This is a genomic window from uncultured Desulfobulbus sp., assembly GCF_963662935.2.
GTDB lineage: Bacteria > Desulfobacterota > Desulfobulbia > Desulfobulbales > Desulfobulbaceae > Desulfobulbus.
Genome location: NZ_CAXXTL010000003.1, coordinates 215,672 through 237,768, shown reverse-complemented (window position 1 = coordinate 237,768; position 22,097 = coordinate 215,672). Strand labels below are relative to the sequence as shown.

Here is a 22,097-nt window from a genome sequence, read left to right as displayed (position 1 = left end):
CGATTACAGTGTGATCGAATGAAAAGGCCTTGCACAGGTAAGGCTCTCCTGGATGCAATCAGTCCGTTTCGGTCTGCGCCTTTGCCACCCGAGTTGCGCAGAACTCGCAGGGGACAAATCCGGCCTCCTGGGCTATTGCGATGCTCTTGAATTTCAAGCGGCATTCCGGACAATTGTACTGGGCACAATCTGGAAGATGATAGATGCCGGTGGTGCTGTTGGCGTGAATCAGGAGTGAAGGAGGACTTGGGTCCACCTCTTTCTTGAGGGCAGGTTTATGTAATATCCAGCGGTTGCTCACCCTTCGGGTCAGGTGAATAAGCCGTTGACAGGCAATTTTGAGAAAGCGGTCATAGAGTTTTAGAAAAACGGCTTGCAGACGTTCAGGAACAAGGGGGCGCTCCTGCTGCACTCGGAGGAAGAGGAATATCGCCAGGATAAAAAAAAGGATGTTGGGTAGCCACATGCCCAATATCAGGGGTAAAAAACCATCCTCGCTCATCACTCGGGTCGTGGTCAGAGTGATGTAATAGAACACGAAAAAAGCGAGCCCCAGCGGGATGCCCACAGCGCGTCTGCCAGGGCCAGCCTGCAGGCCCAGCGGCAGCCCAATGAGGCTGAGGAGAAAACAACCCACCGGCAGGATTAACCGGTGATGGTATTCGGAGAGGTAAATTTTTGCTTCTTTGGAGTCGGGTTTTTGCCGAGCGGCTGCCTGGAGGAGTTGGTCCTGGCTCATGGCGCCACGGGATTGACTGGTGACGTCCTCCTTGCCGATCTGAGTCGGTGGCCGGAGAGAGATTTGCAGTTGATAGCGCGCGAAGCGGATCACTTGGTTATCCGGACCCTCGTTGTTATGGAGCGTGCCGTCAGTGAGGATGATGGTCACCAACATCCGTTCCATCTCGGCCTCCATGTGGCCTGATTTGGCAACGGTGATCAGGGGCTGGGTGCGGCCGCCGCGCATGTCGGAGACATAGACCCCGTGCCATCCCTGCTGGTCGTCGATTGCATCGACATAGACGACAATGTCGCCCAGGGCCTCCGTGAATTCCTTGGCCTTCAGTCCCTTGTCGATTTTTTCCTTGGCCAGCTGAAACATCAATTGCTTGACCCCCAGGGCACCGGCGGGGATGAGCCGGATGGAAAAAAAGCCGGTCAGGAAGGCGATGGCGGCAGCAATGAGAAGCACCGGCGGCAGCATTTGTTTGAGACTGACGCCGCAGGCCTTGAGCGCCAAGATCTCCCGGTCGTTGGTCAGGCGGGTGAAGCCGACAATGACTCCGGCCATGCTGGCCATGGGAATAATGTAGAGCAGCATGTGGGGAAAGATATAGGAAAACAGGCGGATAAAGTCGCCGATCCCGATGCGCAGCGAGAGGACTATCTCTAGCAGGGGAATGAGACGGACTAGGAAAAAGACACAGTAGAGGATGAGAAAACTGGCGAAGAATGGGGCCAGGAGCTCGTTGGCAATGTAGCTGTAGAGCAAAAACGGCGGTCGTCGCCACCGGAAACGGGGAACACCTCTGTTCCCCGTCCCATTTCCCATCTTTTCCTGGGTTGAATTAGAGCGCATTGAGGACGGACTTGATATTGACATCGATCCAGTGCTGGTCCCACCACTCGATCGGGGTGACAAAAATGCCATGCACCAGCATGGAGAAGTGGAGGTGGTCGCCGCCAGCCATTCCTGTGGCACCGGAATGGCCGATTGGCTGATCCTTTTCCACCAAGGTACCTACGGTGGTGTCGATGCTGCTTAGATGGGAGTAGAGGCTGGCGATTCCCTGGCCATGGTCGATGATGACCGCGTTGCCGTAAATGCCTAAATAGGTGGCAAAGACCACCTTGCCTCGATTGGCAGCCCGGATTTCGGCCCGTTCCAAGGAGGCAATGTCAACCCCGAGGTGGGTTTGGGTGTCGATGGCCGTACCGTTGTACATGTAGGTGCGTTGATCAGCGTATCCGGCCCGGCCGGAACCAAACATACGCAGGAAGCGGTCGGCCCACAACTGCTGCGAATCGGTGGCGGAGCAGGCTTGGGCGATGGTCTGGGCATTGCTCTGCCGCACCTGGTTGTTGACATAGAGGTATTTTTCCACCAAAGTCCCCTTCATCTCCGGATAATGCTGTTCAAATTCCGGGATTTTCTGTTGGAGGAACAGCTCGCTGAGATTGATGCTGTCCCGTTTGGTAAGCTCTTTTTTGAAGGTGGTGATCAAGGGCAGGGAGGTCTCGTTTCCGGCCTCGTCATTGCCGATAACCCTCATCTTCTCCGGCTGCTTGGCGTCCCAGGGCAGTGCAAAATAACAAATATAAGCGTCTTTCTTGCCAAGGGGAAACCCTGGGAAAAAGGTAGTGTCAATCATCACCCCATGCTTTCCGGGTGGTTCCGAAATGGTGTAGAGAACTATACCGCTGCCGCCGGGATGGATGGCCCGCTGGGCATGGGCAATCGTTACTTTGGGCGGTTTGGTGTCCATGGTTACTGGAATCCGCTGCAGGGTTTCATTCCCCTTGAACAGGCCGTTCAGGGAAAAATCGCGAACTGAAATCAACAGTTCCGCCTGACCTTCCTTGATCCCGGCTTTCTGGGCATCGATCACCACCTTTTCACTGATCGACGCAGGACCGGCGGGCTTGAACCAGGCCTGGCGCGGGAAGGTCTTTTCCAGGAGCTGCTCTGTTTTCTCCCCCTGTTTCAGGGTGATGACGATAGAGCTGATGCCGCTTTTCTGGTCCGTGACCCGCAGGGGCAGTTCCACCTTGCCGCCCAGATATTTAATCTCCTTTTCCAGAACCAGGGTCGGCTTTTCGAACTCAAAGAGAAGAAAGGCGACCACGACAAGGGCCACGGCCGCCAATGAGGCCAGTGCCAGAAAAAAAGTCTTGAAGAAACCGCCTCTTCGCGAGGAACTGCGCAACCGGATATGTTTTGCCATGGGAAACTGTCGTGAAAATCGGGTTAGATGAAGTGCCGGGTTGTTTTATTCGTTCCAGATAACGTCATACCGTTTGAGGTGCATGTCGGGGACCGGAATGATGGTGAACCGTTTTTCCGTTTTTTGTTCCAGTTGCTCGATGGAGTAGGATTCTTCATTGAGCAGCATCTCTGCGATATGGGGATGCACCTTGATGGTGACATGTGAGCCGCCGATCTTGCGCGAATCCCGGCTGATTTTGCGGAAGATCTCGTGGCAGACGGTGCGGCGCGACTTGATGAACCCATCGCCGCCGCAGTACAAGCAGGGCTCGCACATGGTTTGGGTCAGGCTTTCCGAGAGCCGTTTGCGGGTCATCTGCACCAGACCAAACTCCGAGAGCTTGAGGATGTTGACCTTGCTCTTGTCGTTGCGCATCGCCTCTTGAAAGACGGTGTACAGCTCTTCCCGGTGCTGCTCACTCTCCATGTCGATGAAATCGATGATGATGATGCCGCCGAGATTGCGCAGACGAAGCTGGCGGGCGATCTCCCGAACCGCCTCCATATTGGTCTTGAAGATCGCTTCATTCAGATCGGTGGCACCAACGTAGCGGCCAGTGTTGACGTCGATGACGGTCAGGGCCTCGGTCGGCTCGATGATGATATAACCACCGGAGCGCAACCACACCTTTTTGTCCAGGGCGTTGTTGATGTCCGCTTCCACCCCGTACCGTTCAAACAGGGGGAGGTCGGAATCGTAATAGGTGATTTTGTCCTGCAATTGGGGGGCAAAGGTCTTGGCGTAGGAGAGCAACTGCTCGTAGACTTCGCGGTTGTCGATCACCAGTTCGTTGATGTCCTCGGTGAAGAAGTCGCGGACCGAGCGGAGGATGATGTCAAGATCTTTGTAAATCAGGCAGGGCGCTGGGGTTTTCTGTGATTTGGTCAGGATCTCGTCCCAGAGCTGCAGGAGGAACTCCATGTCCGCTTCCAGCTCCTCGTTGCCGATGTTTTCGGCCACGGTGCGCATGATAAAGCCTGTACCCGGCGGCCGCAGCACCTCGATTTTGTCACGCAATTGCTGGCGGATGGTTTCATCCTCGATTTTACGGGAGATGCCGATATGGTCGGTCAGCGGCATGAACACCAGGTTGCGGCAGGGCAGGGTGATGTTACAGGTCAGACGGGCGCCCTTGGAGCCGATCGGTTCCTTGGCGATCTGCACCAGGATCTCCTGGCCTTCGTGGAGAATCTCGTTGATGGCCGGGGTGGAGGGGAGGAGGGGCGACGGTATCGACCTGAGTTTGTGGCCCGGTGTAAGGCGCTGATAATTCTCTGAAAAAATGTAGAGAGCCTCGTCGACATAGAGGAAACCGGTTCGATCCAAGCCGATGTCGACAAAAGCGGCGTCAATGCCGGGCAAGACCCGGACCACCCGGCCCAGATAGATGTTGCCGATCAGCCCTTTCTCCGAGACGCGCTCCAAGTGGAATTCGCGCAGGTTGCCGTTCTCCACCAGGGCGATCCGGTTCTCGTAGAAGGTTGCATTGATGAGGATGTCTGTGTACATAGAAGTGCCTGGATAAATGCCGTCCGCTGCAACCGACGACCAAGGCGCACAGCGGTCCGGGCGCGTAAGTTTTTATGAAACAAGCATTTTACTATACTCTACTATCGGCAAACCGCTAGCGTAAATTGGCTGCAGTAAAGGCCGGCACCCCCGCGGTGTGCCCCGCCGCGTTCGGTAACAGATGTGATTTCTGTAATAATTCCTACCTATAATCGGGCGCTCCATCTGGTGCGGGCCGTAGAGTCAGTGTTGTCGCAGCGTCGGCTTTGCGACGAGCTGATTGTGGTCGATGATGGTTCTACCGATGCTACTCCGGATGTGGTCCAACGGCTGGCCGCCGGTTCCGTTGTCCCTATCCATCTGCTGCGCCAGGACAATCGGGGCGCGTCTGCGGCCCGTAACCTTGGCATCCGCAGGGCGCGGGGGGAGTTGCTCGCCTTTCTCGATTCCGACGACTGGTGGCTACCGAACAAACTGGTCCTGCAGGCGGCGGCCATGGCAGCCCAGCCGGAATTCCTGATTTCCCATACCCGTGAGCGCTGGTTTCGCCGGGGTCAGCGGGTCAATCAGAAAAAGAAGCACGATCCTCCCCATGGCGATATCTTTGCCGCCAGTTTGGGGATGTGCGTGGTCGGCATGTCCACGGTCATGGCCCGGCGGCAACTGTTTGACCGTTACGGACTTTTTGATGAAGCCTTACCATGCTGCGAGGATTACGATCTCTGGCTGCGGGTGGGGTGCCGGGAACCCTTTCTGCTTGTGCCCGAACCTTTGACCGGCAAGGACGGCGGCCGGCCTGACCAGCTTTCCGAGATCCACCGTGTGGGCATGGACACTTTTCGTATTCGTTCGCTGTGCCACCTGCTCGACGCGGGCGACTTGAACCGGGAGCAGCAGCGGGCCGCAACCGCCGAGCTAATACGTAAATGCATAATCTATGGTCAAGGTTGCTGTAAACACGGCCGCCCCGAGGAAGGGGCGCACTATCTGGACCTGATCACCCGCTATCAATCATAATGGGGAAATAACTCTTGAAACAGACCTCCTCCTACGGCGACCCCGCCCGTTTTGTCACCCATCTTCATGTGGCCAAAGACTGTCTTGATCTGCCCTACACCCAGGAGATCATGGCCCGTGCCAACCTTCCTGTGACCGTGATCGGCGAGCGGGGTGTCCCCGAGATTGACGGCGACTATCCCTATAATTTGAGCACCGGCAAACGCCACCTGCTCCTCTGCCGCAACCGGGGCGTCTTCTTCAAGCCCTGTCCCGGCACCCGCGAGTACCGCTGCTGCGACTACCAGGTGCTCAATATCGGCATGAACTGCCCCATGGACTGCGTTTATTGCATCCTCCAGGCCTATCTCAATAACCCTTGGCTCAGCTTTTTCGTCAATGTCGAGGATCTGTTTGGAGAACTCGACCTAGCCCTGGATGCCGAGCCCGAGCGGTTCTTCCGGATCGGCACCGGCGAGTTCACCGACAGCCTGGCCCTGGACACCCTCACCCATCTCAGCCCCCGGCTGGTTAACTTTATGGCCCAGCGCAGCAACGCGGTGCTGGAGTTGAAATCCAAGAGCGTCAATATTGCCAACCTCGAGGGCCTCGATCATCGCGGTCGAACCATTGTCGCTTGGTCCCTCAACAGCCCGCCGATCATGGCCAGGGAAGAAATCCGCACCGCCACCCTGGAGGAACGGTTGCAGGCGGCGGCACGATGCGCCGGGTGGGGCTACAAGCTCGCCTTTCATTTTGACCCGATTATCCTGCACCAAGGCTGGCAGGAAGGGTATCGGCAGACCATCGGCCGCCTGTTTGCAGAGATTCCGGCCGAGTCGATCGCCTGGATCAGCATGGGCGCCCTTCGCTATCTACCTTCGTTGAAAAAAATTGCCGTTGAGCGCTTTCCTGCCTCGCGCTTTTTCTATCAGGAATTCATCGACGGCCTCGACGGCAAGCGCCGCTATTTCCGACCCCAGCGGGTGGCCATGTACCGGTTTATTCATGATGAGCTGCGCAAACACGCCGATCCGCGGACCTGCATCTATTTCTGCATGGAAAACGATACCATATGGCAAGAGGTGTTCGGCTTTGTTCCGGAGGAGCGGGGTGGCTTGCCGGCGATGTTGGACCGGTCTCTTGGATGGCCGCGATGAAGGCTGCTCCTTGGTTTTTGGGGCGGCAGGGATTATTTTGCTGGCAGCACTTGTGGTATGGCCACAAGGAGTGATGAGGTGAACAATGATTGACCGGAAAGTTGCCGCGGCGTGCAGCATTTTTTAAGCGAAAACGGGGCGGAAAGCCAGGTGCGCCTTTTATCAGAGAGTGCCCGGACCGTGCAGGAGGCAGCAGATACCTGGTGATGAAAAATCCTGATCGAACAACCGTTTTCCGGCTGGAGCACCTGCCCAACATTGGCAAGGCCATGGCCGCTGATCTGCGCCTGCTCGGGATCGAGCTGCCGCAACAACTCATTGGCCGAGATCCGCTGGCCCTTTTTCATGCCCTGGAGGAGGTGACCGGGCAGCGTCAGGATCCTTGCGTTCTCGATACCTTCATGGCCGCGATCGATTTCATGGAGGGTGGGGAGGCACGTCCCTGGTGGTTGTTCACCGGGGAGCGCAAACGTCGCTACGACTCAGCCTTTTCCCGGCAGGACCCACTGTGAGAAACCAGTTAAAGAAAGACGAACAGAGGGTGCGGAAAGGAGCAGATCATGCCCTATGTCAACATTAAGATCACCAGGAAAGGGCGAGTGCCACGCAAAAGGCGGAGCTGATTAAAGGCGTGACCCGGTTGCTGCAGGATGTTCTTGGCAATAATCCAGCCACTACCGTGGAGGTGATCGATGAGGTCGAGACCGACAACTGGGGCATTGGTGGGGAGACGGTCACAGTCCGCAGAAAAAAGGGGCAATGAGTCTGTTGCCCAGTGGCTGGCCGCTTAAAGCAGGGACCCTCGAAACAGGTAGGCGCTCAGAGCCACGCCAAGGATGGCGACGATCAGATTGGCCCAGGAGCCGAGGTGGGTCAGGTAACTGACGGGGATTTCTTCGGGCCTGAGCGTTCGCAGAACCCTGCGATACTGCACCACCGCCGCTATTGAGGCAAACGCACCGAGGATGATAAACGAGAGACCGATCCAGAACGAGAGTCCCCGCTGCAGCGTTTCACTGTGTTGCGGCAACAGCATTTGGATAAACAGGCCGAACCGTTCGACCACAAAGCCAAAGGCCATAAGGGTCAGCGAAGTGCGGGTCCAGGCGAGTAAGGTCCGTTCCGCTGCGAAAAACACCCTGGGATCATTGAGTGCTGACATGGTGTCACCTCCTGTAAGGTTGTGATCGTCAGGTGCAAAATCAGCCTCGTTAAAAAAGAAGGCTGTCTTTAAAAATAGCATGGGAGAAGAGAGAGGGAAATCTCTATCTCCCTCTGGGTAACGATCTTGTAGACTGTGGCAGCCAACAAAGGCGAGATGGAGATCCCGACCTCTTTCCGTGGGTGGTTTGTCAAGGGAACAACATAACATTGAGGAGAGAATTATGGGGTTGCTGCCGATTATGGAAAAAGGAAAGCCGATTGCTTGCCATCTGGATTGGCCGCTGTTTTATATGAACGATTTTTCTCGTTTGGGACTGGTGGTCACCCGACTGGGAGAGGCCTTGTCTGTGCTGCAATCCCATGGGTATTCGGTCCATGAGGATGAGCGGGGCCCGCTGTTGGAAATCGACAACCGGGAACAATTACCGGCCGTTTTTAGCGTATTAGCAGCACATACGGTTGAATGCGAGATGTCTGATCTGGTCAGCTGCGTCTACCAGGGGTGATAGTCCCCGACAATCCGCCCGGCGGGCGGAAAAACGACTTTTTCTCGTGGGGTTGGTCAGGCGCTGGCGCCAGTTTTAATTGACCGCGCCCTCATTTTTCGTCACCTTTTATCGAAACAAGCCATGCATACACCAGCACGTAGCCCGAACAACTCCTCCGCGCCGCCACCCTGGGTGCCACTCGCTCATTCCTTCGCCTTTCTGTGCCGTTATCCCCGCTTGCTGGGATGGAGCCTTATCCTGGTCATCCTCACGGGGACGCTCACCTGGTTTGGCTATCTCCTCTCGGTTGACCTGATCAACCAGTTCACCGGTTCATTTTTTATCACGCCGCCTTCGGTTGAGCATTTCTGGCACTGGCCGCTCCTCTGGGGCTGGACAGCCTTGAAATGGATTTATCTGGTGCTCTCCCGGGTGGTTGCCTTTTATTTGGCCTTTGTCCTGGCCTACAGTCTGACCACGCCCGGCTATGTTTTTCTCAGCACCTGGGCCGGTAATCGTTACTGCGAACAGGCCGGGCAGGGAGAGGCAACTCTCACCCTGTCTGGGACGTTGGTTGATCTGAGGGAGGGAATCAAGATCGGCGCCATGGGACTGGTGGTCACCGTTGTGGCCCTGTTTGCCAACTTCATTCCGGTCATCGGACAGGCGGCGGTCTTTGTCCTCTATGCTTTTTATTCAGCCCTGATGTTTGTCGACTATCCTGCCTCCCGTTATCGTTGGACTCTGGGAGAGAAACTGCTCTGGCTACGGCAGCACCATCGTCAAGCCTTCCGGCTGGGGATCTTTCCGGCCATGATCAGCATGATCCCGCTGCTCAATGTTTTTTTGATGGCCCTGTTCTTCCCGCTTTTCACCATCCACACCACCCTTAATTTCCTCGTGATTGAAGGCAGGAAGGAGATTGTGTCCGCTTCTTGAAGATAGTCTCCCCGTCGGCGAACATGGTTCGTCGATTTGGCAGTCAATACTCTTGGTTCCGGCACCTTGCGGGAGGAGAAGGCGGCAGCCTGCAAAAAAATGAATTTTACGGCGTCCGTCGGCGAGGAAAGCAGGAGGTCGGAGATCCAACAGTCAGGCAGACGTTGGCTGAAGTCCAGAATCTGAATCAGGGGATGGGGTGCATCCTGACCTCATCCCTCAATTCGTCAAGATACCGCTCGCTGAAGTAGAGATCGCCGCGCAGTCGATCGTATTGCCGGTCCAGTTCGCGGAGGTCGCATCTGAGTTGGTGGCGGTAGTCGTCAGACAGATCCGTGCCGCGCAGCCTGAATTCCTGGCTGTCGATTTGATCCCCCAGGCGATCAAGTTCCCCTTTGATCCGGTAGACCTCGTAGGCGGCTCTGTTGCAGCGTTCGAAGAGGGCGTCGATGGCGGGCGAGCAGACGTGCTGGTACCGCTTGCCTCGTAAACCGCTCTCAAAAGCATTGTCAATCCGGCAGTAATCCTCCAGACCCCGGTCGTATCCGTCAAAATATTGCTGGTCGTTGATCTGGATACCGTATTCCGAGCAGGCGCGAACATGTTGGTCCTTCCGGCTAGCCGCTTCCCCTGCCTGACCGTCGGCCATGCCGATGCCGTACCAGTCGCCCCGCTGGCATTGCTCGCGGCTCAGGCTGGCGCATCCCGGCAGTAGTGCAACCATCAAGAAAACACCGACAATTTTCAAAGCAGGCGTCTCCTCTGGTTTGAGGCAGGGTCTTGGCGGCATGATGTGGCCACAGCGATAATCCCCCTTGTCAGGTTTTAGGCGGCTTTTTCCTGGCTAGCAGCGATTTGAATTTTCCCGGCGGATCGAGGGTGAATTCCATTGGCTCGCCGCTGATCGGGTGCGTGAAGGCAAGGAAATAGGACTGGAGGGCGAGGCGTTTAATGGGATCGGTTTTTGCCCCGTATTTCTTGTCGCCGGCTACTGGATGTCCTATGTCGGCGAGATGAACGCGAATTTGATTTTTGCGGCCGGTGATCAGGGTGATGTCAAGCAGGGCGTAGTCGTCATTGGACTGCACCACCTGATATCGGGTTTCGGCATATTTGCCCTCGCCATTGTCCGTTTTGACCGAATAGACCCGATGGATTTTTGATTCGCACAGGTAGCTGGTGATCGTACCGCTGTCTTTTTGCGGCCGGCCTTCGGTGATAGCCCAGTATCGTTTACGGGCATCCTGCCAGGACCCCTGAAGCGCATGTTTGGCGATTTCGTTCTTGGCAAATACCAGCAGGCCCGAGGTGCCCTGATCCAATCGGTGAATGATAAAAACCCGGGATTTGTCGTCAGATCGTTCGCGGAGGCAGGCGGTCAGTTGGTGGTAGGCGGTCTTCGTTTTTTCGGTTTCCGAGGCAATGGTCAGCAAACCCGGAGGTTTGTCAATGACCAGAATGTCGGCGTCTTCGTAGATGATATTCAGACCGGGACAGGGTGGATAGCCGGAACTGACCTCATTTGCCGAGGTGATGGTGAGCACATCTCCTGGAGCGAGGATCTGATCGAGCCGAGTTGCCGGCAGATCATTCACCATGACTGCCCGGTATTTGAGCAACTGCTTGCCCTTGGTGCGCGAATAGCCGCCCTGGAGGAGAGTGGCCAGCAGCGTGGACTCTTCCGTCACCTTGATTGTTTTCATACACATCCTCGCCGTAGCTGGTTGCAAGTGTCTGGAAGAGAACGTCGTTGCTCATTCTTCTCTTCCATCACATAACCCGAATCCACCGCTTTTGCCAGTGTTTACGGGAATCAGCCGTCGAGGACCGAGCGAACGCAGCGCGCAAGGTCGGACATGACCACCGGCTTATACAAAAACCCTTGGATGCCGATGGACTTCGAGTTGCGGCTGTCCAGTTGCTCGCTGAATCCGGTGCAGATGATGACCTTGATGTCGGGTCTGATTTTCCTGATTTCCCGATACAGCTGCAGACCGGTCATCTGCGGCATGGTCAGGTCGGCGATCAAAAGATCGATCCGGTCGGCCAGATTGCGGAAGGCTTCAAGGGCATCGTAGCTGCTGATGCGCACTGTTACCTTGTAACCGAGCCGTACCAGCATGCCGGTGGTAACGTCGGCAATCGATTTTTCATCGTCAACCAGGAGGATATGTTCCGTTCCCCGCGGCAGGGGATCTAGGTTGCCGTACTCGGTTGGCGTCTGGTCGGCGGCCAGTTCCACCACTGGAAAGTAGAGGGTGAAGAGGGTGCCCTTGCCGATCTCGCTTTGTACTCGGATCTCGCCGCCGTAGCCCCGCAAGATGCCGATAACCACTGCCAGCCCGAGCCCTGTCCCCTTGCCTCGTGGTTTAGTGGTGAAATAGGGGTCGAAAATTTTGGCGATGGTCGCCTGGTCCATGCCGTGGCCGCTGTCCTCAATGTGTAACTTTTGGTAGAGGCCAGGTGCTATGGAGAGGTCGTTGAATTCGCCAACTCCGAGAGTGACGGTCTCTAAGTGGAAACGCAAACAGCCGCCCTTGTCTTCCATGGCGTGAAAGGCGTTGGTCACCAGATTCATGATCACCTGGTGCAGTTGGGTGGAGTCGGCCATCACCCTGGGGCCACGGTCGGGCAGATTGCATTCGACCTCGATGGTGGCGGGCAGGGTGGGACGGATCAGCCCGACAACCTCTCGGACGATGTCAGCCAGCGAGACGGGTTTGATTTCCTGGTCAACCTGCCGGCTGAAGGTCAGAATCTGCTTGACCAGATCGCGGGCGCGCTTGGCGGCGTCGATGATGCCCCGGCAGTGCTCGCGCAGGGGCTCGTTGCCGGTGTTTTCAATGAGCATCAGTTCGGCCCGGCCCATGATTGGCGCCAGGATGTTGTTGAAATCGTGGGCAATACCGCCCGCCAAACTGCCGATGGCCTCGAGTTTCTGCGTCTGCTGCAGTTGTTTTTCAAAGGATTTGTTTTCGTTTCTTAGCCGCACCTGCTCCGTGATGTCGATCACGGTGACAAAGACCTTGCGCCAGGTTTGCTCAAAACCGGCAGCAATCACCGATCGCCGTTCAACTGTTAGGGCGGACCCGCTTAACGTCCTGTTCTCGAGAACAATTTCACTGCCGCCATCCTTAACGAGTCCCAACAGTTCGTTTTTGAAATGGAGATTCTGGTCGTCAGGCAGGACCAAGGTGAGCTGGCTCAAGGCGCCGGGATTTTCGGCCCCGTACATTTTGAGGGCGGCGCGGTTGGCGTCGATGATCCGTACCATGGCTGCGCAACGTGCCAGGCTTTCCGGGTTTTCGGCAAAGTAACGGTTGAGGTCAACAATGCCTTGGGTTTTCAATTGATCGAGGAAGGTTTTGACCGTACTCAGATCCTCTTCCATCAGGGGGACGGGCGAGTGCTCAAAGAGGAGGCGGTAGCGGGCCTCGGTTTCTTCGAGTGCTTTTGATGTATTGGAAATGATAGTTTTTTTCCGCTGGTTGAGAACGATCAGAGCCAGAAGCAGCAGAGCCACGGTCATCAGCCCGGCGGCCGTATAGATATCGGAAAAACTGATGTAAAAAAAGGAGGCGGTTTTGCCCAGGTCGGGGTTGAGGGCAGGTAACGCAACTGCAGCCGGTAGCCGCTGGCACAGTGCTGACCGCAGGTGAGAACCCCAGTGGCGTGGCGGCAAAAAAAGAAAAAATCGGTGGCGAAGAGTCTGAAGAAGGTGCATGAGTAGGGCGGTTGCGCCGTGGATCAAAGGTGGTACACGAAGAGATTTTTTGGCAACATGGTTTATTTTAGGTAGATTGATTCGGCGATGTCAAAGAGAAAACGATTTTTCGTTGTTAACACAAGGTGCGGGGGAGTCGATGCTTTTTGGAGTGTGTAACAGAAAGAGCGCATCCTACGGGGCGTTTTTAGTCAAGATAATCGACATCATTGGCGTAATCGATTGCCAGGATGGCCCGGACTATCACTGCATGAAAGAGCCCCGCAAGTACTGCAACCATTCGATGCCGGAGTAATGGCACATGGATGACTGCGATGATCTGCCGCTGGTTTCGCTCCACTTCGATCAAAAAAATCCGCCGAAGAGGTTACGGATGGCATCATCAATACCCCCAAAACTGCCTTTTCATTACGGCTGGCTGATTGTAGCCGCCGGCTCTTTAGGTATTTTCGCCTGCATCGGTCTGGCCCGTTTTGCCTTGGGTATGTTGCTGCCGGCCATGGGGCAGGACCTGCACCTCACCTACGCCCAGATGGGAACTATCTCCACAGCCAATTTTCTTGGCTATTTAGCGGGCATCCTTGCGACTTCGTCTCTGGTCCGGCTCTTTGGAGCTCGCGTACTGACCACCGCCGCCTTACTGCTCTCCGGTTTCTCCATGGTGGGGATCGGTTGTGCCGGTAATCTTTTGACCATTATCGGCCTCTATATTCTGACCGGGATCGGCAGCGCCATGGCAAACATCCCCATCATGGTCGTGCTTTCCTCCTGGTTTCCCAGCCGGCTGAGGGGCAAGGCCGCTGGTTTTGTGGTCAGCGGCAACGGGGCAGCCATCGTCTTTGCCGGCTTGGCCGTACCCTGGTTAAACGGTCTGACTCTGCATGGCTGGCGGCTCAGTTGGGTGGTGTTGGGGGCACTGGTCATTTTGATTGCTTGTGTCTGTCTACTTGTTCTGCGCAACCGCCCCCAGGACCTGGGGTTGCTGCCCGCCGGGCAGGAAGATCGCATATTCACCGGACAACCGCATCAACTGGCACCCGAGCGTTCCGTTCCTCTGCGTCTCATCCTTCATTGCGGCGCTATCTACTTTATCTTTGGATTCACTTTTGTCGCCTATGCCACTTTCATTGTGACCACTATGGTCCGGCAATACGGTTTCAGTCAGCAGGTTGCCGGTTCCTTCTGGTCCTGGGTTGGCTTTTTTAGCCTCTTTTCCGGCCCCTTGTTCGGTATGCTGGCCGATAGAATCAGCCGCCGTTTCAGCTTGATGGTGGTCTTCAGCGTCCAGACCCTGGCCTATCTGCTGGCTGGCCTCCAACTCTCTGAGCCTTTTCTCTATCTGTCCATCGGCTGCTTCGGCATCGTGGCTTGGTCCATACCTTCGATCATGGCTACCCTTGCCGCCGATTATGCCGGCCCGGACAAGGCCTTTGCCCTGTTCAGCGCTCTCACCTTCATATTCGCCACCGGGCAGGTAGCCGGGCCTTTCCTTGCTGGTCTGATCGCCGAACAGACCGGTGCTTTCTCTGCTAGTTATCTGCTGGCTGCTTGCTTGACGGCCGGAGCTGTACTGTTGGCAATGCTGCTGCCCAATCCGGTTGTCTCGCGTCGAGGTTGAGCCCTTTCTGGCAAGGTTTCCGCGGAAACCTGGAAAGAGAGTGGCGCCAGTGAATGTACTTGCCCCAAAGGAAGGGCACCAATTTCTAATACTGAGAGGCAATTATTAGGATTGTCACAGATAACCTCAGTATAATATTGACAATAATCGACAGGTTCGATAGCGTGATCCGAGCCGGTTTTGAGGGAAAGATTTGTCTCACTCTGAGAGGAGCACCATGGCATTATTCACATATGAGGCAAAGGATCTGTTTCAATGGCTTGTCGACAGTGCGGACATAGTGGTGGTCGACGTCAGAAACGCCAAAGATTTCGGCCGGTTTCACGTTGAAAGCCCCCGGCCGTTTACCCTGGTCAACATCTCCTACTACGATTTTATGGAGAACGAGGAGGAGTCGGTGGCGCGCGTGCCGAAAGGCAGCAGGGTCCGCATCGTCTGCGCCAAGGAAGGATCGGCTCGCTATGTGGCCGAGATATTTGAAAGACACGGTTATGATGTCGGGTATCTCGTCGGCGGCATCAAAACCTGGGGCAACCTGTTGGTTCCCCAATTGGTGGCCAAAGGCAACGATTACGAGCTGTTTCAGTTTATCCGGCCGGGTAAGGCCTCGTGCAGCTACGGCCTGATCAGCGGCAAGGAGATGATGCTCTTTGATCCTTCCCGCAATCTCGAATTTTACTTCGGATTTGCGGCGGAGAAGGGCTGCATCATCACCAAGACCTTTGAGACCCATCTTCAGGCCGACTACATCGCCGGCAGCCGGGACATCGCCAAGCGCGCCGGAGCAGTTTTTTATGCCAACGACGGCGATTTCAAGACCTCCAAAAATCCCTACACCCCATTGCTGGATGGCGAGATTCACAGTTTCAGTCTCGGCGGCCCCAAGGTCCGGGTGCTTTTCACCCCTGGCCACACCCCGGGTTCCACCTCCTATATTATCGATGAGCATTTTATTGTCTCCGGCGACATGATTTTCATCAACTCGGTGGGACGGCCCGATCTGGGGGGCAAAGCCGAGGAATGGGCCGGGATGCTGTTTGATTCCATTCAGATGGTCAAGCAGCTTGATCATGGGCTCCTGGTTTTACCCGGTCATTACATCGACTGGGAGGAGGCCAACAGTGAGCTGATATTTGCCCGCATCCTCGGTGAAGTTCTGGAACGGAACAAGAATATCTACGATATTGATGACCTGGCCGCCTTTGTTGAGTTCATAAAGGAAAATATGCGACCGCAGCCCGAGGAATATGCTGTTATCCGTTTGGTCAATGCCAACCTTCGCGAGGAGGAAATGGAGCGCCAGGAAGAACTGGATCTTGGCAAGAACGAATGCGCTGCCTCGGCTTACGCCAAAGCGCAGGAGGCTCGGGGCGCTTGAGTGTCCCTGCATGGTCCACCATGATTTTGAGGTTGTCGGCCGGCGTTATAAGCGTGGCCGATCTTTTTTGTTCCCCTTTTTATAGGAGGCTTATGAATCCTACACGTGTCTTTTCTCCCCTGTGGAAAGGTCTGCTTGTATTCTCGATGTTGACATTTGCCGGCGATTTGTCCGCTCAATCCGCGACCGGTGTTGCCCTACCCTCGACCCCAAAGTCGGAAAACCTGATGGCGCAAGCCAAGCCGAAAATCCAGCAGGAGCTGCAGGCCAAAGGTTTTGCCGTTGGTCAGCCGATTTTTGTCCGTATTTTTAAGATTCCGGGCACCCTTGAGCTGTGGATGAACAAAGGAAGGGGCTTCGAGCTGTTCAAGTCCTACCGAGTCTGCAACTACTCCGGCTTTCCCGGACCCAAGGTCAACGAGGGCGATTGGCAAGCTCCGGAAGGTTTCTACTCTGTTTCCGCCGAACAGATGAACCCCAAATCTTCCTACCATCTGGCTTTTGACATTGGGTATCCCAACGAACTCGATGTGGCCAAAAACCGCACCGGTGGGCTGATCATGGTGCATGGTGATTGCCAATCCGTTGGCTGTTTCGCCATGACCAACGGCCGCATCGAAGAGATCTACCTGCTGGCGCATGAGGCCTTGAAACAGGGACAGGAGCGTTTTGCCGTTCACGTCTTTCCTTTTGCGCTGACCCCGTTGAATATGAAAAAATACGCTGTCTCACCCTGGATTAAATTTTGGCAGAGTCTGGAGCCGGGCTATGCTGCCTTCGAGCAATCCAAGCAGGTACCCGAAGTAGCGGTGCAAAACGGCGAATACGTAGTCACATCGCGTGCCCCGAGACTGGCGATGAAGCACTCATTTGAGCAGGGCCGTTAAGCATGGATGCCTCCGAACAACGCCGGTCGCAACGGATTTGTTTCACCAGCAAGGCGATTCTCCGTTACGGGCACGACTTGTCCTTGGAGGCGAAAGTCGATACCCGTAACATCAGCCTCCATGGAATTTTTCTGGAGACTGACACCCGCATTGCACTCAACACCTCCTGCGACATCGAAATCCATCTGAGTGGTGCAACCAGTCTCATGGATTTCCATGCCCAGGGCGTGATTCAACGCCACGACCCCGCTGGCATGGCTGTAACCTTTACCCATCTCGACCCGGACAGTTATCTCCATATTCTCAATCTGGTCAAGCTCCACGAAGCAGGCAAGTAAGGACACGGTTTATCCTGTCCCTGCTTGCCTGCAGGTGCTTCGTCTTGAGAGTGAGAGTCTCCGACTTCATTTTCTGGTTTTGTTGTGCTCGTGGCCGCCGCCAGAGCACCTCGGCGTCCCCCATCAGGTAAATCCATGTCCAGTTCGATGACCGTTGAAATACTTGCCGTTGGCAACGAACTTCTCCGAGGTGAAATCCAGGATACCAACACCCACTGGATCTGCCGATTGATCAACAGCCGTGGCGGACGGGTGGCGCGGGCAACCCTGCTGCCGGACATCGAAGAGGAGATCGCCGAGGCTGTCCGTTCAGCGATAGCACGGGGCGTGGAAATGGTGTTTGTCTCCGGCGGCCTTGGGCCGACCGACGATGATCTGACCCTGGCCGCAGTGGCCAAGGGTGCGGGGGTGGAGCTTGCCTTGAATGGAACCGCACGGCAGATGGTCAGGGAACGGTATGACGATTTTCATGCCCGCGGCATACTGACCGAGGGTGGGCTCAATCCATTCCGGGAGAAGATGGCCTGGTTGCCGGTGGGCGCACAACCCCTTCACAATCCGGTGGGCACCGCTCCCGGCGTTCTGCTGTCTGTCGGCAAAACGACCCTCATCTGTCTGCCCGGGGTGCCACTTGAGTTGGAGGGCATCATCAGTCGCTCCCTTGCCGATTGTCTCAACCAGACCTTTGGCGTGGGTGGCTCGTTTGCCCGGACTCTCACCGTGCGCTGCAACGACGAATCGATCATGGTCCCCGCGCTCAGCCAGGTGGTTGCCCTTTATCCGCAGGTGTATATCAAGTCGCTGGCACGGGTTTTGGGAGAAATTCCCGAGTTGGATGTTCTTTTTACCAGCACCGGCAGCGAGGGTGCGGAACGGAAAACCTTGGTCGATAGCGCCTTTGAACAATTGCAGCAGGGTTTGGCAACCCTTGGCATTGCTCACTGGGAAAAGGATCGGGTCTGAGCGGCGCAAAGTCGCATCGATCTTCGAGGTTATCCCGGTCAAAGCTCTTCGGATTCCATCTGATGGCGTAAAAAACTGCGAGCAGCCAACGGCAGCAGCAGGGCAAAGGCGCAGGCGAGTGCAAGGAAAGCGGTCTGCAATCCCCGCGTGTCGCTCACCCAGCCAACCAGGGGACCACTGACCACATATCCCAGCCGGAAAAGCAGATTGTGCAGGCTCAGGATGCTTGCCCGCATGGACCGGGTCGAATGCTGCTGCAGAAAACTGCGCAGAATAGGTCCCTGGAGGCCGCGCATCGCGGTCAGTAGGAAGTAGAACAGAAAACTGCCCACCATTGAAGTCAGTCCCAAACCAGCATATCCCGCGACAATCAATACCAAAAAGAGCAGGCACATTCGCCGCAAGCCAAGAACAGCCAGAACCTTGTGGCTGTGGTAGGCGCAGAGGGCGACCATCAGATTGGCCCCGGCCCAGACCGGCCCGAACCAGGCGACCGGTACCCCGCACTGTTGCATGAACGGCTGCACCAGCCAGACCGGATAAAAGGACGCTAGTCCCAACAACATGCCCAAAAGCATGGTGGCGCGGAGCAGTTTTTTTTCCACCAGCCCGTAGCGGCTGATGCGCAGCGCCTCGCTCAGATGGGAGGTGATCTTCGGCCCTTTTTCCGCCTTGGGCTCATGGAGCGACAGGGACACCGCCAGGGCAATCCCCCAGACACCGATCTGCACCATAAAAGGAAGCAAGGGCGCGGTCACGTACATCAATCCAGCGCAGAGAGCACCACAAGCCTCGCCGATCTGGGCCCAACCGGCCATCCGTCCATCACAGCGGGTGTAGAGTTCGGTCCGTCCACCAGCCCGCAGGGTTTCGTAGAGCAGGGCATTGTCCGAGCCGCTGATAAAGGCGTAGCAGACGCCGAGCAGCAGTTCTGCCCCGATCACATGCCAAAAGGTATGGGCAAAGAGATAGGCCGTCCAGCCGCCGATGCCAAACAGGCAGGCAATGACCAGGGCGAGTCGATAGCCAAGCTGGTCGCTGACATAGCCGGAAGGATATTCCATCAGCAGGTTGGCAGCGGAAAAAAAGACGTTGACCAGAAGGATTTCTGAGAGCGACAGGCCGATCTGGTCCTTCCAGAACACAGTGATAATCGCCATGGGGAAGAGCATCATCTTCAAGGCGGCAAAGATATTGAGTTTGAGGATGTTGCTGGTCATGGGCAGGAAGGAATGGAGAGCGGCGCGGATACGAGAGGGCTGCCGGCTCATTGGTTAGTGGTACTCAGTCATGTCCGATTCAGTCTTTTGTACGAGGCAACGCACGGCATCTTTTACTTTTTGCAGTGGAAAAGATCGGTGAAATCTTCCCGCCACTCAGCATTCCGAATCGTCCCGAAAGAGAGGAATCGGATAGCACCCCCAAGCACAGGATATATTCCCATAAAAAAGCCGGGTCCATAGACCCGGCTTTTTTCATATCGACGATAGTGAGAGACAATCAGAGCTTGCTGAGGATATTCTGGGTGTCGGCAATCTCCTCGGCAGTGACACTCTGGCGGACCCGTTCCATCCGTTTCATGGTTTCGGCGAAGCGGATACCCTCAGCGGCGCTGATCCATTCCAACTGCAGCCGTTCCGGACGGAGGCCGATCTTCTCCATCTTCTTGTGGATGCGGGCTACGCGCTTCTCGGTCCAGTGGTTGGCGTCGATATAGTGGCAGTCGCCAATATGACAGCCGCTGACCAGAACAACCGGCGCACCCTGGCGGAAACCCTCCCAGATGAATTTCTCATCCACCCGTCCCGAACACATCACCCGGATCAGATGGACGTTGGCCGGGTACTGTAAGCGCGACACACCAGCGTAGTCGGCCCCGGCATAGGAGCACCAGTTGCAGGCAAAGGCGAGAATTTTCGCTTCTGGGGCGGTGTCGAGCATGCTGTCCACCTGGCCCATGATCTGGGCGTCGGTGAAGTGGTTCATGGTGATGGCATCGAACCGGCACTCGGCCGAGCAGGTGCCGCACCCTGCACAGGCCGCTGAATTGACCACCGCCGGTTTTTTGTTTTTCACATCCACGGTGATGGCGCCATACGGGCAGACCTCGGCGCACTTGCCGCAGGATTTGCACTTCTCGGCGATGATCACCGAGGTGATCGGCTCGGTGGTGATCTCACCCTTGTGCATTACCCGGATCGCCCGCATGGCCGCGGCCGAGGCCTGGGTGACGCTGTCCTTGATGTCCTTGGGCCCTTCGGCGCAACCTGCAAAGAAGATGCCGCGGGTGGCGGCGTCGACCGGCTGCAGTTTGGGATGAGCTTCCAGGTAGAAACCATCCGAGGTCAACTGCAAGCCCATGATCTCCTGCAGCCGCTGGGTCGAGGGCGCGGGTTTGATGCCCTGGGCCAGGACCAGCATGTCGAGGTCGTGGTACTCGAGCTTGCCGGTGGCCGCGTTCTCCACTGCCACCCGCAGGCTTTTTTGATCCGTCTCCTCCACTGAGCCGGGCAAGCCGCGGATGTACTGGGCGCCCATGCGGCGGCTGCGGGTATAGAGGTCCTCGAACCCTTTGCCAAAGGCGCGGATGTCGATGTAGAACACCTTGACCTCGACGTCGGGATAATGCTCCTTGATGATAAAGGTCGATTTGATGGTGTTCATGCAGCAGACATTGGAGCAGTAGCGGGCGCCTTTTTTCGCCGACCGCGAGCCCACGCACTGAATAAAGCCAACTGATTTCGGGTGCTCCCGATCCGAAGGCCGCACCAGCGAACCCTTAGTCGGACCGCTGGCGTTGACCATCCGTTCGAACTCCAAACTGGTCATCACGTTGTCGAACCGGGTGTAGCCGTACTCGTCCATCTCAGTCGGGTCGTAGGGCGTCAGCCCGGTGGCCACGATGATGGTGCCCACCTCCTCGATGATCTCCTCGTCCGACATGTGGAAATTGATGCACCCCTTGCTGCAGACTTCGACGCACTTCGAGCACACCGCTGGGTTGTGGCCCAGGCACTCCTTAGCATTAATCAGATAAGAAGAGGGTACCGCCTGGGGGAAGGGCGAGTAAATTGCCTTGCGCGAGCCCAGCCCCATGTTGAATTCATCGGGCCGCACCACTGGGCAGACCTTGGAGCATTCGCCGCAGGCGGTGCAACTAGTCTCATCGACATAGCGGGCCTTCTTTAATATTTTAACTTTAAAATTACCGACATACCCTTTTACATCGACAACTTCGCTCAACGTCAACAGCTTTATCCGTGGATGTCGACCGACATCCGTCATCTTAGGACCTAAGATTCAAATAGAGCAGTCCATGGTGGGGAAGGTTTTGTCGATCTGGGCCATGACCCCGCCCACCGAAGGACTTTTCTCCACCAGAGTGACGTCGTAGCCGCTGTCGGCCAGATCAAGCGCCGCCTGGATGCCGGCAATGCCGCCGCCGATGACCAGCGTTTTGGGGGTCAGGGGTAGGGTTTCTTCGGTCAGTGGCTGCAGGTGGCGCACCCGGGAAATCGACATGTTGACCAGAGTTTCCGCCTTGAGAGTGGCGCCGGCGCGGTCGTTCATGTGCACCCAGCTGCACTGCTCGCGCAGGTTGGCCATGTCGAGCATGTAGGGGTTGAGCCCTGCCGAGTCGATCATCTTCTTGAAGGTTGCCTCGTGCAGGCGCGGCGAGCAGGAGGCAATGACCACCCTGTCCAGGCCATTGTCGATAATATCTTGCTTGATCTGCTGCTGTCCAGGCTCGGAGCAGGCGTAGACGATGTCCTTGGAGATGACGACGCCGTCTTCGTTCTCCACGGTCTGGGCGACGCGGTGGCAGTCCACGGACTGGGCGATATTGAGGCCGCAGTGGCAGACGTAGACACCGATGCGGGGATCCTGGGTTGGTTTTGACATAATGGTTCTCCAATAACTCGCTGGTTAGCTTGTTAGTTGTTTA

The 22,097-nt window shown here is 56.2% G+C and carries 20 protein-coding genes and 1 pseudogene; 11 read left to right on the top strand and 10 right to left on the bottom strand.

The window, feature by feature from the left end:
* Nucleotides 1-58: 58 nt before the first annotated feature.
* Genes lptF through ACHZCX_RS19815 form a run of 3 tightly spaced genes read right to left on the bottom strand, consistent with a single transcriptional unit; the run spans nt 59 to nt 4,496 of the window.
* Nucleotides 59-1,552 (bottom strand): LPS export ABC transporter permease LptF, encoded by a 1,494-nt coding sequence (gene lptF / locus ACHZCX_RS19825; protein WP_319588940.1) that lies wholly within the window; start codon nt 1,550-1,552, stop codon nt 59-61.
* 16 nt (nt 1,553-1,568) lie between these two features.
* Nucleotides 1,569-2,945, bottom strand: coding sequence for a M23 family metallopeptidase (locus tag ACHZCX_RS19820; RefSeq protein ID WP_319588939.1), 1,377 nt, complete (start codon nt 2,943-2,945; stop codon nt 1,569-1,571).
* A gap of 45 nt (nt 2,946-2,990) precedes the next feature.
* Nucleotides 2,991-4,496 (bottom strand): Rne/Rng family ribonuclease, encoded by a 1,506-nt coding sequence (locus tag ACHZCX_RS19815; RefSeq protein WP_319588938.1) that lies wholly within the window; start codon nt 4,494-4,496, stop codon nt 2,991-2,993.
* Between the two features lie 183 nt (nt 4,497-4,679).
* Between ACHZCX_RS19815 and ACHZCX_RS19810 the strand changes: the two genes are divergently transcribed.
* The 4 genes and pseudogenes from ACHZCX_RS19810 to ACHZCX_RS19795 all read left to right on the top strand — a co-directional run bounded on the left by ACHZCX_RS19810 (nt 4,680) and on the right by ACHZCX_RS19795 (nt 7,415).
* Nucleotides 4,680-5,513 (top strand): glycosyltransferase family A protein, encoded by an 834-nt coding sequence (locus ACHZCX_RS19810; RefSeq protein WP_319588937.1) that lies wholly within the window; start codon nt 4,680-4,682, stop codon nt 5,511-5,513.
* A 14-nt stretch (nt 5,514-5,527) separates the two neighbouring features.
* A complete protein-coding gene (locus tag ACHZCX_RS19805; protein ID WP_319588936.1) occupies nt 5,528-6,652 on the top strand; it encodes a spore photoproduct lyase family protein in 1,125 nt (374 codons plus the stop codon).
* A 206-nt stretch (nt 6,653-6,858) separates the two neighbouring features.
* Nucleotides 6,859-7,164 carry a helix-hairpin-helix domain-containing protein gene (locus ACHZCX_RS19800; protein WP_319588935.1) on the top strand — a complete coding sequence of 102 codons (306 nt, stop codon included), beginning with the start codon at nt 6,859-6,861 and terminating at the stop codon, nt 7,162-7,164.
* A gap of 48 nt (nt 7,165-7,212) precedes the next feature.
* Nucleotides 7,213-7,415, top strand: a pseudogene (locus ACHZCX_RS19795) (4-oxalocrotonate tautomerase family protein).
* A gap of 24 nt (nt 7,416-7,439) precedes the next feature.
* Here the strand turns inward: ACHZCX_RS19795 and ACHZCX_RS19790 are convergent.
* Nucleotides 7,440-7,814, bottom strand: coding sequence for a DUF202 domain-containing protein (locus ACHZCX_RS19790; RefSeq protein ID WP_319588933.1), 375 nt, complete (start codon nt 7,812-7,814; stop codon nt 7,440-7,442).
* A gap of 223 nt (nt 7,815-8,037) precedes the next feature.
* On the opposite strand from ACHZCX_RS19790, the gene ACHZCX_RS19785 reads away from it, so the two are divergent.
* Nucleotides 8,038-8,322: a hypothetical protein gene (locus ACHZCX_RS19785; protein WP_319588932.1), complete on the top strand. Its 285-nt coding sequence runs from the start codon at nt 8,038-8,040 to the stop codon at nt 8,320-8,322.
* Between the two features lie 123 nt (nt 8,323-8,445).
* Nucleotides 8,446-9,243 carry an EI24 domain-containing protein gene (locus tag ACHZCX_RS19780; RefSeq protein WP_319588931.1) on the top strand — a complete coding sequence of 266 codons (798 nt, stop codon included), beginning with the start codon at nt 8,446-8,448 and terminating at the stop codon, nt 9,241-9,243.
* Between the two features lie 187 nt (nt 9,244-9,430).
* On the opposite strand, the gene ACHZCX_RS19775 is transcribed toward ACHZCX_RS19780, so the two are convergent.
* The 4 genes from ACHZCX_RS19775 to ACHZCX_RS19760 form a co-directional block, all read right to left on the bottom strand.
* The gene (locus ACHZCX_RS19775; protein ID WP_319588930.1) at nt 9,431-9,991 is read right to left on the bottom strand and encodes a DUF2799 domain-containing protein; all 561 of its coding nucleotides are present in this window, start codon (nt 9,989-9,991) and stop codon (nt 9,431-9,433) included.
* 70 nt (nt 9,992-10,061) lie between these two features.
* Complete coding sequence (locus tag ACHZCX_RS19770) at nt 10,062-10,946, bottom strand: RluA family pseudouridine synthase (protein ID WP_319588929.1); 885 nt, start codon at nt 10,944-10,946, stop codon at nt 10,062-10,064.
* A gap of 110 nt (nt 10,947-11,056) precedes the next feature.
* Entirely contained in the window at nt 11,057-12,967 is a 1,911-nt protein-coding gene (locus ACHZCX_RS19765; RefSeq protein WP_319588928.1) for an ATP-binding protein, read from the bottom strand.
* 187 nt (nt 12,968-13,154) lie between these two features.
* On the bottom strand, nt 13,155-13,316 hold the full coding sequence (locus ACHZCX_RS19760) for a hypothetical protein (protein WP_319588927.1): 162 nt from the start codon (nt 13,314-13,316) through the stop codon (nt 13,155-13,157).
* 24 nt (nt 13,317-13,340) lie between these two features.
* Between ACHZCX_RS19760 and ACHZCX_RS19755 the strand changes: the two genes are divergently transcribed.
* The 5 genes from ACHZCX_RS19755 to ACHZCX_RS19735 all read left to right on the top strand — a co-directional run bounded on the left by ACHZCX_RS19755 (nt 13,341) and on the right by ACHZCX_RS19735 (nt 18,151).
* Nucleotides 13,341-14,585, top strand: coding sequence for an MFS transporter (locus ACHZCX_RS19755; RefSeq protein ID WP_319588926.1), 1,245 nt, complete (start codon nt 13,341-13,343; stop codon nt 14,583-14,585).
* A 217-nt stretch (nt 14,586-14,802) separates the two neighbouring features.
* Nucleotides 14,803-15,963 carry an MBL fold metallo-hydrolase gene (locus ACHZCX_RS19750; RefSeq protein ID WP_319588925.1) on the top strand — a complete coding sequence of 387 codons (1,161 nt, stop codon included), beginning with the start codon at nt 14,803-14,805 and terminating at the stop codon, nt 15,961-15,963.
* A gap of 92 nt (nt 15,964-16,055) precedes the next feature.
* On the top strand, nt 16,056-16,850 hold the full coding sequence (locus tag ACHZCX_RS19745) for a murein L,D-transpeptidase family protein (RefSeq protein ID WP_319588924.1): 795 nt from the start codon (nt 16,056-16,058) through the stop codon (nt 16,848-16,850).
* Nucleotides 16,851-16,852: 2 nt separating this feature from the next.
* Nucleotides 16,853-17,188, top strand: coding sequence for a PilZ domain-containing protein (locus ACHZCX_RS19740; protein ID WP_319588923.1), 336 nt, complete (start codon nt 16,853-16,855; stop codon nt 17,186-17,188).
* 135 nt (nt 17,189-17,323) lie between these two features.
* The gene (locus ACHZCX_RS19735; protein ID WP_319588922.1) at nt 17,324-18,151 is read left to right on the top strand and encodes a competence/damage-inducible protein A; all 828 of its coding nucleotides are present in this window, start codon (nt 17,324-17,326) and stop codon (nt 18,149-18,151) included.
* 38 nt (nt 18,152-18,189) lie between these two features.
* On the opposite strand, the gene ACHZCX_RS19730 is transcribed toward ACHZCX_RS19735, so the two are convergent.
* On the bottom strand, nt 18,190-19,422 hold the full coding sequence (locus ACHZCX_RS19730; RefSeq protein ID WP_319588921.1) for an MFS transporter: 1,233 nt from the start codon (nt 19,420-19,422) through the stop codon (nt 18,190-18,192).
* Between the two features lie 229 nt (nt 19,423-19,651).
* Entirely contained in the window at nt 19,652-22,054 is a 2,403-nt protein-coding gene (gene hdrA2, locus ACHZCX_RS19725; protein WP_319588920.1) for a CoB-CoM heterodisulfide reductase HdrA2, read from the bottom strand.
* Between the last annotated feature and the right edge of the window lie 43 nt (nt 22,055-22,097).